Source organism: Leifsonia sp. Root227, assembly GCF_001428745.1.
Classification (GTDB): Bacteria; Actinomycetota; Actinomycetes; order Actinomycetales; family Microbacteriaceae; genus Leifsonia.
The window spans coordinates 712,426-728,164 of record NZ_LMIO01000001.1; the positions used below are offsets into that span (position 1 = coordinate 712,426).

The 15,739-nt window shown below is 68.4% G+C and carries 12 protein-coding genes and 1 tRNA gene; 9 read left to right on the plus strand and 4 right to left on the minus strand.

Translation table 11 applies throughout. The features are described 5' to 3' along the window. Positions 1–13: 13 nt before the first annotated feature. The 8 genes from ASE16_RS03315 to msuE all read left to right on the plus strand — a co-directional run bounded on the left by ASE16_RS03315 (position 14) and on the right by msuE (position 9,160). Positions 14–550, plus strand: coding sequence for a hypothetical protein (locus tag ASE16_RS03315; protein WP_055890524.1), 537 nt, complete (start codon positions 14–16; stop codon positions 548–550). 116 nt (positions 551–666) lie between these two features. Beyond that, positions 667–1,692, plus strand: coding sequence for an LLM class flavin-dependent oxidoreductase (locus ASE16_RS03320; RefSeq protein ID WP_055890527.1), 1,026 nt, complete (start codon positions 667–669; stop codon positions 1,690–1,692). Positions 1,693–1,835: 143 nt separating this feature from the next. Next, positions 1,836–3,473, plus strand: coding sequence for an ABC transporter substrate-binding protein (locus tag ASE16_RS03325; RefSeq protein WP_055890529.1), 1,638 nt, complete (start codon positions 1,836–1,838; stop codon positions 3,471–3,473). Next, positions 3,451–4,491: an ABC transporter permease gene (locus ASE16_RS03330; RefSeq protein ID WP_055890531.1), complete on the plus strand. Its 1,041-nt coding sequence runs from the start codon at positions 3,451–3,453 to the stop codon at positions 4,489–4,491. Before ASE16_RS03325 ends, ASE16_RS03330 begins: the two co-directional genes overlap by 23 nt. Continuing rightward, entirely contained in the window at positions 4,488–5,369 is an 882-nt protein-coding gene (locus ASE16_RS03335; RefSeq protein WP_055890533.1) for an ABC transporter permease, read from the plus strand. Before ASE16_RS03330 ends, ASE16_RS03335 begins: the two co-directional genes overlap by 4 nt. Beyond that, positions 5,369–7,132, plus strand: a complete 1,764-nt coding sequence (locus tag ASE16_RS20305; RefSeq protein ID WP_082581188.1) for a dipeptide ABC transporter ATP-binding protein — start codon at positions 5,369–5,371, stop codon at positions 7,130–7,132. Before ASE16_RS03335 ends, ASE16_RS20305 begins: the two co-directional genes overlap by 1 nt. 4 nt (positions 7,133–7,136) lie before the next feature. Next, positions 7,137–8,561 carry an NtaA/DmoA family FMN-dependent monooxygenase gene (locus tag ASE16_RS03345; protein WP_055890535.1) on the plus strand — a complete coding sequence of 475 codons (1,425 nt, stop codon included), beginning with the start codon at positions 7,137–7,139 and terminating at the stop codon, positions 8,559–8,561. After that, positions 8,561–9,160 (plus strand): FMN reductase, encoded by a 600-nt coding sequence (gene msuE, locus ASE16_RS03350; RefSeq protein ID WP_055890538.1) that lies wholly within the window; start codon positions 8,561–8,563, stop codon positions 9,158–9,160. The genes ASE16_RS03345 and msuE overlap by 1 nt, the downstream gene beginning before the upstream one ends. Before the next feature lie 72 nt (positions 9,161–9,232). Here the strand turns inward: msuE and ASE16_RS03355 are convergent, their stop codons facing one another. Continuing rightward, the gene (locus ASE16_RS03355; RefSeq protein WP_055890540.1) at positions 9,233–9,925 is read right to left on the minus strand and encodes an IclR family transcriptional regulator; all 693 of its coding nucleotides are present in this window, start codon (positions 9,923–9,925) and stop codon (positions 9,233–9,235) included. Positions 9,926–10,103: 178 nt separating this feature from the next. Between ASE16_RS03355 and ASE16_RS03360 the strand changes: the two genes are divergently transcribed. Beyond that, complete coding sequence (locus ASE16_RS03360) at positions 10,104–12,002, plus strand: FAD-dependent monooxygenase (protein ID WP_055890542.1); 1,899 nt, start codon at positions 10,104–10,106, stop codon at positions 12,000–12,002. A 67-nt stretch (positions 12,003–12,069) separates the two neighbouring features. On the opposite strand, the gene ASE16_RS03365 is transcribed toward ASE16_RS03360, so the two are convergent. The 3 genes from ASE16_RS03365 to ASE16_RS03375 form a co-directional block, all read right to left on the minus strand. Continuing rightward, positions 12,070–12,143 (minus strand) — tRNA-Pro (locus ASE16_RS03365). A 55-nt stretch (positions 12,144–12,198) separates the two neighbouring features. After that, positions 12,199–13,182: a metallophosphoesterase gene (locus ASE16_RS03370; RefSeq protein ID WP_082581189.1), complete on the minus strand. Its 984-nt coding sequence runs from the start codon at positions 13,180–13,182 to the stop codon at positions 12,199–12,201. Further along, on the minus strand, positions 13,182–15,728 hold the full coding sequence (locus ASE16_RS03375; RefSeq protein ID WP_235500317.1) for a transglycosylase domain-containing protein: 2,547 nt from the start codon (positions 15,726–15,728) through the stop codon (positions 13,182–13,184). Before ASE16_RS03375 ends, ASE16_RS03370 begins: the two co-directional genes overlap by 1 nt. Between the last annotated feature and the right edge of the window lie 11 nt (positions 15,729–15,739).

Sequence of the window (15,739 nt, forward strand, 5' to 3'; positions counted from 1 at the left end):
AAAGGCTCCCCGAATGTCCAAGAAGTTCCTGGCAGCGCTGATCATCGGCGCAGCGATCGCCCTCGCGGCACCCGCCGCGGCCAACGCCGTCCCATACACGCACGGCGGAGACTGCAGCATCAGCCCGTCGACCGTCGCAGCAGGCGGCACGAGCACGATGACCTGCGCACCTGGCACGTTCAAGCCATCGGAGGGCGTCCAGTACGTCGTCTCCGGCAAGGACGCATCCAAGGCAACGCTGAGCGCAGACCCGACCGCGACCACCGCGGGTGGATCGCAGGTCCAGGTCACCGTCCCGCAGGACGCGACCGGCGCATACACGGTCACCGCGACCGGCGCATCGAGCCAGGCGGCCTCCGCCGTCACGGTCACGGTGCTCCCGGCCGATGTCCCCGCGTCGACCAGCAGCAGCGGCAGCTCGACCGGTCTCGCATCCACCGGTTCGACGATCGGCTGGTCCATCGCCTGGATCGGCGGAGCCCTCGTTGTCCTCGGACTGATCGTGCTCTCGCTCATCGCGGCGGCACGGAGGCGGGCACACCAGTCCTGATCACGGGATGAACACAGCACCCAGGGGTGCGGCTCACAACGGAGTGAGCCGCACCCTTTTCCCGCGCCTGCGACAGGTGCGGGAATCGACCGGCTGCGGCGGCGGTTGCACCTGAGGTGACCACGCCGAACGCCATCCCGCTCAATGTCCTCGACCTCGCCAACCGCCCGTACGGCGGCACCAACGCCGATGCGGTGGCCGGGTCGGTGCGACTGGCGCAGGCGGCGGAGGAACTGGGCTACCAGCGGTTCTGGGTCGCGGAGCATCACGGGATGCCGGGGATCGCCTCAAGCGCCCCTGCCGTGCTCATCGCCGGTATCGCTGCCGCGACCTCGCGCATCCGCGTCGGCAGCGGCGGCGTGATGCTGCCGAACCACGCCCCGCTCGTCGTCGCCGAGCAGTTCGGCACGCTGCGCGCACTCTACGGCGACCGCATCGACCTCGGGATCGGCCGTGCTCCAGGCACGGACGGCGCGACGGCGATGGCGCTGCGCCGCAGCACCGAAGGGCTCGGCGTCGACGACTTCCCGCAGCAGCTCCTCGACCTGCTCGGCTTCTTCCACGGCGGCATGAGCGACGCGAACCCGCTGCACACCATCACCGCCGTCCCCGGCCTCGGAGACGCACCGCAGGTGTGGCTGCTCGGGTCGAGCGGGTTCAGTGCTCAGGTGGCCGCCGCGCTCGGCCTGCCGTTCGCCTTCGCCCACCACTTCGCGGGCGACCACACCGAGGAAGCGCTCGACCTCTACCGCTCGCGCTTCGAGCCGAGTGAGACCCTGCGAGAGCCGCACACGATGATCGGGGTGAACGTCGTCTCGGACGAGGACCCTGAGGTGGTCAGGGCGCTCTCGCTGCCAGGTCAGCTCTCCTTCCTGCGGATGCGGATGGGCGCGAAACCGCAGCCGGTCAGCATCGAGGAAGCGCTGGCATACGAGTTCACCCCGCTGGAGGAGGAGTTCATCGCCGCCAGGAACGCGCGGCAGGCGATCGGTACTCCGGCCGAGGTGTCGTCCAGGCTCGAAGCGTTGCTCGCATCCACCGGGGCTGATGAGCTCATGATCACGTCGGGTGCAGCGACCGTGGATGGGCGCATCCGGTCGCTGGAGATCGTCCGCGACGTGCTCGGAGCGCCGGCAGGGTAGCGTCCCCCAGCGCCCCGGCGCCAGCACATGTCGACGAATGACAGAGTGTTGCGCTATCCGTCGCGCACGTTGCTGCGCATCCCGTTCCTCCTCCCTAGCGTTGTCGGACACCACCCGTCCTGCATCCCCCGAGGAGATCCCCCATGCGTTCGCGCACCCTCCGCACCGTCATCGCCGCCACAGCAATCGCGCTCTCCAGTGCGATGGCGCTGACCGCGTGCGCCGGATCGTCCACCGCATCGAGCGGTGAGAAGGTCACAGGCGGCACCATCGTCTACGCCCACCAGCAAGAACCGGCCTGCGTGTTCGGCGGCTGGATCGAGCAGGCGTACCTCTCGTACCAGGTCCTCGACAACCTCACCTCGCTGGATGCGGACCACAAGGTGGTCCCGTGGCTCGCCACCGCCTGGAAGCAGACGGACGACGGACTCACCTGGACCTTCACGCTCAAGAAGGGCGTGAAGTTCACCGACGGCACCCCGGTGACCGCCGCCGCCGTCGCGTACAACTTCGACTACTGGGTCAAGGGCGGAAACAGCACTGCCAAGGTCTGGTTGGACGGCTACTACAAGGACGCCAAGGCGGTCGACGACCAGACCCTTCAGGTGGACCTGTCCAAGCCGTACCCTCGCCTGGCGGACAACCTCAGCCAGGGCTACTTCGGCATCCAGTCGCAGCACGCGCTGGAGACCCGCACGAAGGAGCAGAACTGCGAGGCGCCGATCGGCTCCGGAGCGTTCATCGTGAAGAAGTGGAACCGCGGCCAGGACATCGTCCTCACCCGCAACGCGAACTACACGTCGTGGCCCGCCAACGCCAAGCACACCGGCCCCGCGTACGTCGACGAGGTCGACTGGAAGTTCGTCGCAGACCCGACCACCCGCGTCGCCGCGCTGCAGAGCGGCCAGGTGGATGCGATCTACGACGTGCCCGCCATCCAGTGGAAGACGCTGAAGGACGGCGGGTACCAGCTGGAGAAGTACGTCACCCCCGGCCGGCCGCAGCAGATCTCGTTCAACACGCAGAAGGGCCCGTTCACCGACGAGAAGGTGCGTCAGGCGTTCGCGTACAGCCTCGACCGCAAGCAGATCGTCGACACCATCGGCCAGGGCGTCATCCCTGTCGAGGGCAACGGCGGTGTCAGCCAGGCGACCCCCGGCTACAGCGAGAAGGCCGCGAACTGGTACGACTACGACACGAAGAAGGCGAACGCGCTGCTGGATGCGGCCGGCTGGTCGCAGAAGAACGACAAGGGCGTGCGCGAGAAGGACGGCAAGACGCTCAGCGTGATCCTGCCGTACGGCGCAGGCTCGATCATCAACTCCGACGGCGCCGCGATTCTGCAGGGCGTGAAGGAGCAGGCATCCAAGGTGGGTTTCGACGTGCAGCTCATCCCTGTGCCGCAGAGCGAGTTCTTCGCCGGCAAGTACTCGACACCGGACGACCACGACCTGAGCGTCGGATACTGGACGGCCGTCACCGCTGGCATCCTCTACATCAACTGGCGCCCGTCCACCGCAGACGACCCCAACTACGCCAACTCCGCGTTCTACAACGACCCGACGCTGGCGCAGTACATCCTCGACGGCAACTCCGCAGCCACCGTGGATGCGCAGAACGCGTCGTACCAGAAGGCGCAGGACTACATCGCACAGCACGCGCTCTCCATCGGCGTCTACGACCGCCTCAGCACCCTGGCGGTCTCGACGAAGCTGAAGGGCGTGTGGCAGGAGCACGCACAGGGAGGACCGACGTTCTATGACGCATACCTCACCAAGTAGCGAGACCGTCGCGGTCTCCGCGCCCGCCGCAGGCTCCGCCCCCATCGGGGCGGAGCCGCGGCGGCCGCGCCGCACCAGGCGCGTGCTGCTCACGATCGGGCGCAAGGTCGTGTCGGCCGTCATCGTGCTCTGGGGCGCGGCCACCGTCGCGTTCTTCGCTCAGCTCGCGCTCCCTGGCGACAGGGCGACAGCCATCCTGAACATCCGGGCCGGTCAGGCGCAGCAGCGCACCCCGGCCGAGCTCGCCCAGATCAACGAGCAGTACGGCCTGCACCGCCCGGTGATCGTTCAGTATTTCGACTACCTCCGAGGTCTCGTGGTCGGCGACTTCGGTTCGTCGTACCAGCAGTACCGCCCCGTCACCGCGATCATCGGCGAGCAGCTGGGCGCCACCGTGACGCTGTCCCTGACGGCGATCGTGTTCGCCTGGGTGCTGATGATCGTGTGGGTGACCATCACGGCTGGCCGGGGCCCGCGCGTCGGCGCCCTTGGCTCGACCGTGGACGTGGTCGCCGCCGGGCTTCCCGCATACTGGCTGGGCATCATCCTGCTGCTCGTGTTCGGCCTCGGGCTGCGCTGGTTCCCGATCATCGGGGGGACGGGCGTGAACGGCCTGATCCTGCCCGCGCTGACGCTCGCCATCCCGCTCGCCGGGTTCATGGCGCAGAGCACCAGGGCCGAGTTCGAGCGCGCACTGGAGCAGCCGTTCGTGCTGTCCGCCAGGATGCGCGGGATGGGCGAATGGGGCATCCGGCTGCGGCACGTGCTCCGGCACGCCGTCATCCCCGCCATCACGCTCTCCGGCTGGGCACTCGGCGCGACCCTCTCCGGCGCCGTGATCGTGGAGTCGATCTTCTCGCGGCCCGGCATCGGCTCGGTGCTCGTCGGAGCGGTGAACAACCAGGATCTGCCCGTCGTCGTCGGCATCGTCACGCTGGTGGCCGTGGTCTACGTGATCGCGAACCTGCTGGTCGACATCGTGTACACCATCATCGATCCCCGCTTGGACCTGTCATGACAGCACTCGGCTCTCCGTCCGTCGGCAGCGGCACCCGCCCGTCCAGGGCAGGCGCGGCGGCCGCCTCGCTCGCCCGCCGGCCGTGGGGGCTCTACCTCGCCGTCGCGTTCGCGCTGCTCCTGGCCGTCGCCGCGTTCGCGCCGCAGGCGCTCACGGTCCACGCGCCGACGGCGATCGACTACGGCGCTGCCCTCAAGCCGCCGTCGTTCGCGCACTGGTTCGGCACGGACGAGTCAGGCCGCGACCTCTACACGCGGGTCGTCTGGGGTGCGAGGGAGTCGCTGCTGATCGGTCTCGGCGCCGCGGCCGTCGGGGTCATCACCGCGCTGATCCTCGGCTCGATCTCCGCGCTCGGGCCGAAGCCCGCCGCCGTGGTGGTCGACCGGTTCGTCGAGGTCATGTTCGCCTTCCCCGCCCTCCTGCTCGCGCTGCTCCTCATCGCCATCGCCGGACCATCCGCCGCCACCGAGATCTTCGCGGTCGGCCTCGGCACGGCACCCGGATACGCGCGCATGATCCGCGGCCAGATCCTCGGGGCGAAGAACTCCGGCTACGTCGAAGCGGCGACCGCCCTTGGTCACTCCCGCTGGCGGATCATCCGCGCGCACATCCTGCCGAACGCGCTCCGTCCGCTCGTCGCCGTCTTCGCGCTCTCGGTCGGCCAGTCGATCGTCTGGGCGTCCAGCCTGTCGTTCCTCGGGCTCGGCGTCGCCCCGCCGTCGTCGGAGTGGGGCGCCCTGCTCGACGCCGGGAGGGCATACATCACCCAGGCCTGGTGGCTCGTGGTGGTGCCGGGACTGGTCATCGTCGCCGTCGCCCTCGCGGCGACCACGATCGGCCGTCACCTGCAGATCCGCCTCGAGAAGGGAGAGCGCTGATGAGCGTCACCCAGGAGAGCCAGGCGACCGCCGAGAGCGTCGTCGACGAACTGGACTGGCCGGCCACCCGGCTGCGCGTCCAGAACCTCAGCACGGCGTTCCGCGTCGACGGCGCCGTGCGCCAGGTGGTGTCGGGCGTCTCGTTCGACCTGCTGCCTGGCCAGTGCGTCGCCATCGTCGGGGAGTCGGGCTCCGGCAAGAGCGTCACGGCCAGATCCATCGTCGGTCTCGCCGGCCGCAACGCCATCGTCGAAGCGGACGTGCTGGAGATCCATCACGAGGACGTCCGCACCTTCACCCCGCGCCAGTGGAGGCGCATCCGGGGTCGCGACCTCGGCTTCGTACTGCAGGATGCGCTGGTCTCCCTCGACCCGCTGCGCCCGGTCGGCACGGAGATCGCCGAAGCGCTGCGACTGCACGGCTGGGGCGATCGCGCAGCCAGGAAGCAGCGCGTGCTCGACCTGTTGGAGCGGGTCGGTGTGCCGTTCCCCGCTCTGCGTGCGCGCCAGCGGCCGGACCAGCTCTCCGGCGGCCTGCGCCAGCGCGCGCTGATCGCTTCCGCCATCGCGCTCGACCCTGACATCGTGATCGCCGACGAGCCGACCACCGCCCTCGACGTCACGGTGCAGTCGCAGGTGCTCGCCCAGCTCGAGCGGATGAAGGCGCGCGGCGCTTCCGTCATCCTGATCAGCCACGACCTCTCCGTTGTGGCCAGGCTGGCCGACCACATCCTGGTGATGCGCGGCGGCGAAGTGCTCGAACAGGGCAGCATCGCCTCGGTGCTCGGCGCCCCCCAGCACGAATACACGAAGGCGCTCATCGCGGCCGTGCCGAGCGAGGCGACCCGCGGCACCCCACTGAGCCCGTCGTCCGCTCCGTTCCCCGAGGTGCGGCAACGGGATGCGGCAGCGAGCGCGACTCAAGATGCGGCGCGGGACGTCCCTGTGATCGAGGCCACCGACCTCGTCAAGCGCTTCCACACCGCGGACGGCACCGTCACGCGCGCCGTCGACGGTGTCTCGTTCACGCTCGCGGCGGGGGAGACGCTCGGCATCGTGGGGGAGTCCGGCTCTGGCAAGAGCACGACCGCGCGGCTCGCCCTCGGCCTCGAAAGCCTCGACGGAGGAGACGTCCGGTTGCTCGGGCACGCCTGGTCCAGCCTCTCCGAACGCAAGCGGCGCTCGCTGCGCCCCCGCATCTCTGTGGTCTACCAGGACCCGCTGAGCTCGTTCGATCCGCGCTGGAACGTCGAGCGCATCCTGCTGGACGCGCTGCGCGGAGAACGCTTCGCCGACGCCACGGCCAGGAAGGCGCGCGTTGTCGAACTGCTCGGGCAGGTCGGGCTCTCTCCCGACGTGCTCGGCCGGTTCCCGCTCCGCCTCTCCGGCGGCCAGCGGCAGAGGGTCGCCATCGCCCGCGCGCTGGCTCCTCGCCCGGCGGTGATCGTGCTCGACGAGGCCGTTTCAGCGCTCGACGTCACCATCCAGGCCCAGATCCTCGACCTGCTCGTCGCCCTCCAGCGTGAGTCAGGCGTCGCGTACCTGTTCATCTCCCACGACCTCGGCGTGATCAGCCATCTGAGCGACCGTGTGCTGGTGATGAAGGACGGCGTCGTGGTCGAGGAGGGGAAACCTGACGACATATTCCTCCGCCCTCAGCACCCGTACACGCGAGACTTGATCGCAGCGATCCCCGAATTCGACCCGGCCTCGTTCGCCGGGCATCAGAACCACAGCGCGCCAGCCGCGCAGGAAGGCGCCTGAGCACATGACAGAGCGCAAACAGCTTTTCCTCAACTTGTTCGAGATGGCCTGCGTGAGCCACATCACGCACGGCCTCTGGCCGCTGCCAGGCAACAACAGGGAACGCTTCGCCGATCTCGACTATTGGACCGAGCTCGCCCAGATCCTCGAGCACGGCGGCTTCGACGGCGTGTTCCTCGCGGACGTGATCGGCGCGTACGACGTGTTCCGCGGCGGCCCGGAGACGGCGCTCCGCGAGGGACTGCAGAGTCCGAACATCGACCCGCTGCTCGTGATCCCCGCGATGGCCGCGGTGACCAAGCGCCTCGGCTTCGGCGTCACCTTCTCCACCACATACGAACCGCCGTTCGCGTTCGCCAGGCGCATGTCCACCCTCGACCACCTGACCAAGGGCCGTGTCGGCTGGAACGTCGTCACCTCGTACCTGCCCAACGCCGCCCACAACTTCGGGCTGGACGGAGAGGTGCCGCACGACCTGCGCTACCAGTACGCCGACGAATACGTGGACGTGCTCTACAAGCTCTGGGAGGGCTCCTGGGACGACGACGCGGTGATCGCCGACCGGGAGCGCCGCATCTTCACCGATCCGTCCAAGGTGCGCTACATCGACCACGTCGGCGACCGGTTCAAGGTCGCTGGACCGCACATCGTGCATCCATCGCCCCAGCGCACGCCCGTCATGTTCCAGGCGACAGGCTCGCCGGCGGGCATCGAGTTCGCCGGCCGCCACGCGGAGGTCGTCTTCACCGGAGGCCGCACCAGCGAGGAGTTCCGCCGCAACGCCGACGGGATGCGCGACGCGGCAGAGCGCCACGGCCGCGGCAGGGACGCGGTGAAGTTCATCGCGATGGCCGGAGTGATCGTCGGCCGCACGGAGGAGGAGGCCGCGGACAAGTGGCGCCTCTACCAGCAGCACTCGAGTCTCGACGGCATCCTCGCCCACAGCAGCCTGCCCGTCGACCTCACCGCCTTCCCACGGGGCATCACGGTGCGCGAGGCCCTGCTGCGCGCGGAGTTCCCCGCTGAGCGCGTGCCGTTCCTCCCGCTGGACAGGACCGTCGGCCAAGCCCTCGACTTCATCGGCGGCAACCGGGACGACCGCTTCCTCGTCGTCGGCACGGCGAAGACGGTAGCGGACGAGATCGAGCGCTGGCTCGACGAGGACGGTCTGGACGGCATCAACCTGCGCCAGTACCACTCGTTCGACACCGCCCGCGACTTCGCGGAGCTGGTCGTGCCGGAGCTCAGGAAGCGCGGCCGGCTGCCGGAGGAGGGATCGCATCCAGGGACGCTGCGCGAGCGCCTGTTCGGCGCTGGTCACAACCGCCTGCCGGACGAGCACATCGGCGCCCGCTACCGCGGGGGAGCGAACCTCGACAACCCCGTCGCCCCGCTCCAGCTCGCCAAGGCGGACGTGGGATCGTTCTGATGGCGGAGAAGCGCAGGATCTCGGTCGTCGGTGTCAGCGGCAGCCCCACGCATCCCTCGCGCACGACAGTTCTCGTGCGCGAGGTGACGGAAGCGTTCGCGGCGGCGGTCGGTGGAACGGCCACCACGGTCGAACTCGCACCGCTGCTCGGCCAGCTCAGCCTCGGCCCGTTCCGCAACAGCCTGGGCCCGGACGCGGTCGCCGCCCTCGAAGCGGTCGAGGCGGCCGATATCGTGGTGGTCGGCTCTCCCGCGTACCGCGCGACGTACACCGGGTTGTTCAAGCTGTTCTTCGACCATGTCGGTCAGTACGCGCTGGTCGACAAGCCGATCGTCCTCACGGCGACGGGAGGCAGCGAACGCCACGCGCTGCTGGTCGAGCACCAGATGAGGCCCCTGTTCGGCTTCTTCCAGTCGCTCACGCTGCCCCTCGGCATCTACGCGAGCGAGCGGGACTTCACCGACTACCAGGTGTCGTCGGACGACCTGCGCGCCAGGATCGACACCTCCATCGGCCGCACGCTGCCGTACATCCGCACTCACATCGACCCGCAGGCGCAGGATGCACCTGTCGAGTTCGCGAGGCCGGACGCGTTCTAGGAGGGCGTCGCGTTTGAGGAAAGCGTCGCGTTTGAGGAGGGCGTCGCCTTCTCTCGGCCCATCGCGCTCCCGCTACCGGAACGCGGCGTCGATTCGCCTCGCCGCGGCGACGAGCACGTCGGCCACATGCTCCTCGTCCAGGGGATGCGGGAGGTACAGCACCGCGATGGCCGCTGCCCTGCCGTGCGGCAGCGCGAGCGGAACAGCGATGGAGTAGAGCCCGGGCAGCACCTCGTCGTGGCTGCGCTCGAACCGCTGCGGCGGGTACTGCTCGGGGCTGAGCAGCGAGCGGATGACCCGTCCCGGCGCTCCCTGCCCGATCGCGTGGCGGCTTCCCGGCCGCTGGGCGACCGTGGTCTCCGCGTGCCGAGGCTCGGCGCTGGTCAGGGTCACCGCGACCTCGCCGTCGTAACCGACCAGGAACGCCGTCATGCCCAGCTCGTCCGCCACGGCGGCCAGCTCAGGCGAGGCGGCCGTCTGCAGGCTCCTGGCGGCTCCGCGGGCCAGAGAGGCGAGCCGTGCCCCCAGCTCGAGCTCGCCGGACGGCGACCGCTCGACGAATCCGTGCTGTTCGAGCGTCTTCACCAATCGGTAGGCCATCGAGCGATGGATACCCAGCCGACCGGCCAGCTCTGGCACGCTCAGGGAGGCGCCGTCCTCGCCGATCATGGCGAGCGCGCTGAGCCCACGGGCGAGGGTCTGCGATCCGCCGTCGGCGCGGTTCTCGGCGGATCGGCCTGCCTGACCGCCCACGGTGTTCGTCATCCGGGCTCCCTCGTTCTGCGCGTGCTCCCGCGGTCCACGCCGCCGTCGACCCCGCACTGGTTGCAGGGCGCTCTCTTGCGACGCGCAACGGCGGCAACTAGCATCGTATCTATAGTTGGAACCATGTCGCAACTATAGATACACCAACGATCGATGCGTTCAATGAGGAGCCACAGAGATGCAGATCCACCACCGCGGTTACGTCGCCACCGACCCGCGCATCAAACCGGCGGCAGGCTACGGGATCGACAGGGCGGCGGACATCCCGGACCAGCTGGATGTGCTCATCGTCGGCACAGGACCTGCGGCCGTCGCTGTCACGGCTCAGCTTTCCCGCTTTCCGTCCATCGATGCACGCGCCATCGAGCGGCGGCCCGGCCGGCTCGCTGTCGGGCAGGCGGACGGCATCCAGGCCCGATCGGTCGAGACCTTCCAGGCGTTCGGCTTCGCGAACGAGGTGATCGACGAGGCGTACCGCAACGTCGAGATGTGCTTCTGGAAGCCGGACGCCGATGACCCCTCCCGCATCGTCCGGGTGTCCCGCGCACCGGACGACGCGACCGGGATCAGCGAGTTCCCGCACATCTACGTCAACCAGGCCCGCATCCTGGACTACTTCCTGCGCGACGCGGAGCGCGCCCCCGGCCGCATCGTCCCCGACTACGGAGTGGAGTTCCTCGACCTCTCGATCGACCGCGACGCCGAATACCCTGTCGCCGCGCGCATCCGCTACGTCGCCGGCGAGCGCGCGGGGGAGGAGCGCACGGTGCGTGCGAAGTACCTCGTCGGCGGGGACGGCGCCAGGAGCTCGGTACGCGCATCCCTCGGCCACCGGCTGCACGGGGAGGCCGCGATGCACGCCTGGGGCGTGCTCGACGTGCTGGCGAACACCGACTTCCCCGACATCCAGCTCAAGTGCTCCATCCAGTCGCACGACGCGGGCAGCATCCTCCTCATCCCCCGAGAGGGCGGCTACCTCGTGCGCATGTACGTGGACCTCGGCGAGGTCGACGGCGCGGACGCCGGTGCGATCAGGTCCACCCCCGTGGATGCGATGATCGCGCGGGTGAACCGCATCATCGCGCCGTACTCGCTGGACGTCAAGCAGGTCGCCTGGTCGTCGGTGTACGAGGTCGCCCACCGGATCACGGACGGCTTCGATGACGTGCCGGCCGAACGTCGCGGCGAGCGTGCTCCGCGCGCGTTCATCATGGGCGACGCCTGCCACACCCACTCCGCCAAGGCGGGGCAGGGGATGAACGTCTCGATCCAGGACGGCTTCAATCTCGGCTGGAAGCTCGCCGCTGTTCTCGAGGGCCGCGCCCCGGAGTCCCTGCTGTCGACCTATGAGGACGAGCGGAAAGTGGTCGCGCAGAACCTCATCGACTTCGACAAGGAGTGGTCGGACATGCTCGCCCGTCCCGCCGACTCGTGGGAGGACCCAGGCGAGCTGGAGCGATACTACGTCTCGACGTTCGAGTTCCCCGCCGGCTTCATGACGCAGTACGCCCCGTCGATGATCACGGCGGGCGACGCCCACCAGGCGCTGGCTCCCGGTTTCCCGATCGGCAAGCGCTTCAAGTCCGCCGAAGTGATCCGTCGCGCAGACAACCGCTGGCGCCACCTGGGTCACCTGCACGAGGCGGACGGTCGCTGGCGCGTCTACGTCTTCGCCGACGCCGCGGCGCCAGCGCTGAGCGGCACCCCGACCGCCGAATTCGCCGAGTGGTGGCGCACCGACCCTGCATCCCCGTGGAGCCGCTTCACACCGGAGGGCGGAGACGACGACGCGACTTTCGACACGAAGGTCGTCTACCAGCAGGACTACACGCTCGTCGAGCCCGGCGACGTGCCGGACGCGTTCAAGCCGCTGAAGGTCCCGTTCGGCCTGATCGACCTGAACCAGATCTTCGCCTCCGGCCACGGCCGCGACATCTTCCGCGACCGTGAACTCAGCCGCGATGGCGCGATCGTGGTCGTTCGCCCCGACCAGTACGTGGCCGGGATCTTCCCGGTCTACGCCCACGCCGAGCTGGCGGCGTTCTTCGACGGGAACATGCTGCCTGGCGCACGCTAGCCCGCCGGAGCGCTCGTGGGCGGGAAACAGAAATGCCGGAGCATGTTCATGCTCCGGCATTTTTCTGTCGGGGTGACAGGATTTGAACCTGCGACCTCTTCGTCCCGAACGAAGCGCGCTACCAAGCTGCGCCACACCCCGATTGGCCCGTAGGCCTCAATAAGAATACACGAGCTTGGGGGGTGCTGGTGACCACTCAGGCCGATGCGGTCAGCGTCACCAGCGTCGCTTCCGGGCGGCACGCGAAGCGCACCGGGGCGTAGATCGACGTGCCGAGACCTGCCGACACGTTGAGGAACGCCGAGCGGAACGCGTGGCGCCAGATGCTCAGTCCCTTGACCTGGCTGCGCGGGATATCGCAGTTCGTGACCAGCGCGCCGAATCCGGGAACACAGACCTGCCCACCGTGCGTGTGCCCGGCGAAGATCATCGCGGCACCGTAGGTGACGAACGCGTCGAGGACCCGCCGGTACGGCGAGTGGGTGACGCCGATGGTGACCGTCGGGCGGTCGGCCCGCGGCGCATCCTGTGGCCACAGCGCGTCCTCGGCGTACGGGTCGTTCTCGCGCAGCTCGTCCAGGGCGCCGGGAATCGCCTCAACCCTGTCGAAGTGGATGTGCGGGTCGTTGACGCCGAAGAACTCCAGGTGGGTGCCCCGCACATCCACGGCCCCCGCCGCGTTGTTGAGGTCGAGCCAGCCGAGGCTGCGGAAGTAGGCCGTGAGCGCCGCGTTGTCGAGGCGCGGAGCCGTCGACGGCTTCTTGGTGGACGGACCGACGAAGTACTTGAGCGGGTTCTTGAGCTGAGGGCCGAAGTAGTCGTTCGAGCCGTGTGCGAAGACGCCCGGGATGCCCTGGAAGCGTTCGAACGCCCGCTCGATCCCGGTGAGGCCGTCGGCGTGGCCGAGGTTGTCGCCGGTGTCGACGATCAGGTCGGGCTTGAGGTCGGCGAGCGACCTGACCCACTCCTGCTTGTCGCTCTGCCACGGAGCCAAGTGCAGGTCGGAGAGGTGCAGGACGCGGATCGACTCGGCGCCGGCGGGAAGCACGGGGACGGTGACCCTGCGGAGCGTGAACAGCCGGCGTTCGACCAGCGTGCCCCACGCGAACGCGGCCGCGCCTGCCGCGGCGAGCACACCGAGTGCTGTGCCAGCCGCGTGCAGGCCGGACCGGCGTGCCACTACTTTCCCACTCCAGGGCTCGGAGCGGCCGCGGCGACCTTCAGGGTCACGGCGGAGCCGGGTTTGACCGGGGTGCCCGCGCCGGGGTCCATCGCCTCGACGATTGCGTCCTTGTTGTTTCCCCCTGACACCTTCACGTCGAACTGGCTCAGCGCCTTCTGCGCATCCGACAGCTTCTGCCCGACCACATTCGGCAGCGGCACCAGAGCGCCGTTGCTGGTGTAGATCGTCACGCCGTTGCCCTTGGTGACGGATGTGCCGGCGGCAGGATCGGTCCCAGCGACGGTGCCGGCGGGAGCGGCCGAGTCAACGGCGGTTCCGTCGATGCCGTCGAGGCCGAGCCCGTTCAGGATGGACTTGGCGTCGGCGGGCGACTTGCCCGCCAGATCGGGGATGGTGACCTGGGCGCCCTGCAGCAGCTTGGTGTCCGGGCGGGCGAAGTCGTCGCCGCCGTATTTGTTGACGGCAGTGGTCATCATCGCGTTCATCACCCTGGTTCGAGCGCTCGCGGGGGAGATGCCGTGTGTCGGATAGATCTTTCGCATATCCGTGTCGCCGACGATGTTGCCGACCCAGTACGCGCCGGCGACCTTCGTCGTGGCTGCGATCAGCCAGAGCTGCTTGTTGTCGTCGGTCGTACCCGTCTTACCGAGCATGTCGACACCGGTCGAGTTCGTTCCCGCTGCCGTGCCGCCCTGAATCGGGCCCTTGAGTGCGTATGCCATTGCCTTCGCAACCGCCGGATCCACCGACTGCGTGCACTTCGTGGCAGGAGGAGCGATCTCCTTGCCGTCGCCGCGGATGATCTTGTCGATCGCGACCGGGGTGCAGGTGAGGCCGTTGTTCGCGATGCCTGCGAACGCCGTGGCCATGGTGATCGGCGAGACATTGTTCGTTCCGAGCACCGACGCCGGGTTGCTCTTCAACGGCACGCCGGCGGCGTCGTGGACTCCGAACGCCTCGGCGTCCTTCTTGATCTCGCACAGGTCGAGCTGCGACGCCATCGCGACGAACGCCGTGTTGATCGAGAGGGTGGTCGCGCTCTGGGCGGTGCGGTATCCCTCTTCCCCTGGCGAGTCGTTGGTCGGGCGCCAGGTGCCTCCGCCGACGTCCACGCACGAGTTCTTGAACTGCGACAGGTTGTATGTGCGCACGTTCGCATTCACCGACTCGTAGAGCGAGTGGCCCTGCTTCAGCCATTCAGCCAGCGTGAACACCTTGTACGTCGACCCCACCTGGAAGCCGTTCGAGCCGCCGTAGTCGAGGTCCGTGCTGTAGTTCACGGAGGTGTACTCGTTGCTGGAATTGAGCACATCCGCATCCCCGCTGTACAGCTTGTTCTGCGCCATGTACAGCACACGCCCCGTGCCCGGCTGGACACCGACCAGCGACGCGCCGAGTTGCACGTCGCCGTAGGAACGCGGCACGTAGCTCGCCATCGTCTCCTCAGCGGTCTGCTGCAGGGTCAGGTCGAGCGAGGTGTAGATCTTGTAGCCGCCGCGGAGGAAGTTCGCCGAGCGGGTGTCATCGTCTGCGCCGAACGACGGGTCGTTCAGGATGATGCGCTGCACATAGTCGCAGAAGTACGCCGAGCCGCCGGCGGTCTGGCAACCGCGCGTAGACGGCGTGATCGCCGGGGTGACCGGAGTCTTCACCGCCTCGTCGTACTGCGCCTTGGTGAGCTTCTTGTACTGGTACATCTTCTGCAGGATGTAGTCGCGGCGCTCTTTGTTCTTCGCGTACCCGTTGGCGGCGCCGTTGGTCTTGCTCTCCGGATCGTCGATCTTGAGCGTCGTCGGCTCGTTCACGATCGCGATCAGGCTCGCGGCCTGCGCAGGCGTGAGGGCGGCAGCGGTGGTGTTGAAGTAGTACTTCGCGGCCGCCTCGACGCCGTACACCGAGCCGCCGAAACCGGCGATGTTCAGATAACCGGTGAGGATGACGTCCTTCGAGTACTTCTTCTCGATACCGATCGCGTACTTCATCTCCTTCACCTTGCGGTCGGGCGAGACGCCCGTGGAGTCGTCGACGCAGGTCTGGTACTTGGCCTTCTGCTCCTTGGTCTTGACCGGCATCGCCTCGCACTTCTGCAGCAGCACGTTTTTCACGTACTGCTGCGTAATGGAGGAGCCGCCCTGCACGTCGTGGCCGACGACGGTCGACAGCACGCCGCGCACCGTTCCCTGGATGTCGACGCCGCCGTGGGAGTAGAACCGTGGGTCCTCTCCGGCGATGGCTGCATCTTTCGCGGCCTGGGAGATCTGGCTGAAGGCGACGGGCAGACGGTTCTGCGAGTAGAAGGTCGCGAGCTTGACGTCCGCGTCGCCGTTCTTCGCGTAAATGGTGGTCGGCTGGGCGAGCTGGCCGACGTCGAGGTACTCGGGAAGGCCCTCGAAGACGCCGATGCTGTCGTTGGCGGCCATCCCCGTGACCGCGATCGCGGGGGTCACGGCGGCCGTGACCAGGAGGCCTGCGACGGCACTCATGCCGACGAAAGCGCCGACGGCGCCGAGCACACCTCTAGCCCGTGGTTTTGTGGCAGACATAGGATCAGAGT

What these genes read in the sequence shown, in the direction of transcription:
- ASE16_RS03375 (WP_235500317.1), bottom strand. Translation starts at nt 15,728, where the DNA reads ATGTCTGCCACAAAACCACGGGCTAGAGGTGTGCTCGGCGCCGTCGGC.
- ASE16_RS03335 (WP_055890533.1), top strand. Translation starts at nt 4,488, where the DNA reads ATGACAGCACTCGGCTCTCCGTCCGTCGGCAGCGGCACCCGCCCGTCC.
- msuE (WP_055890538.1), top strand. Translation starts at nt 8,561, where the DNA reads ATGGCGGAGAAGCGCAGGATCTCGGTCGTCGGTGTCAGCGGCAGCCCC.
- ASE16_RS20305 (WP_082581188.1), top strand. Translation starts at nt 5,369, where the DNA reads ATGAGCGTCACCCAGGAGAGCCAGGCGACCGCCGAGAGCGTCGTCGAC.
- ASE16_RS03355 (WP_055890540.1), bottom strand. Translation starts at nt 9,925, where the DNA reads ATGACGAACACCGTGGGCGGTCAGGCAGGCCGATCCGCCGAGAACCGC.
- ASE16_RS03345 (WP_055890535.1), top strand. Translation starts at nt 7,137, where the DNA reads ATGACAGAGCGCAAACAGCTTTTCCTCAACTTGTTCGAGATGGCCTGC.
- ASE16_RS03325 (WP_055890529.1), top strand. Translation starts at nt 1,836, where the DNA reads ATGCGTTCGCGCACCCTCCGCACCGTCATCGCCGCCACAGCAATCGCG.
- ASE16_RS03360 (WP_055890542.1), top strand. Translation starts at nt 10,104, where the DNA reads ATGCAGATCCACCACCGCGGTTACGTCGCCACCGACCCGCGCATCAAA.
- ASE16_RS03330 (WP_055890531.1), top strand. Translation starts at nt 3,451, where the DNA reads ATGACGCATACCTCACCAAGTAGCGAGACCGTCGCGGTCTCCGCGCCC.
- ASE16_RS03315 (WP_055890524.1), top strand. Translation starts at nt 14, where the DNA reads ATGTCCAAGAAGTTCCTGGCAGCGCTGATCATCGGCGCAGCGATCGCC.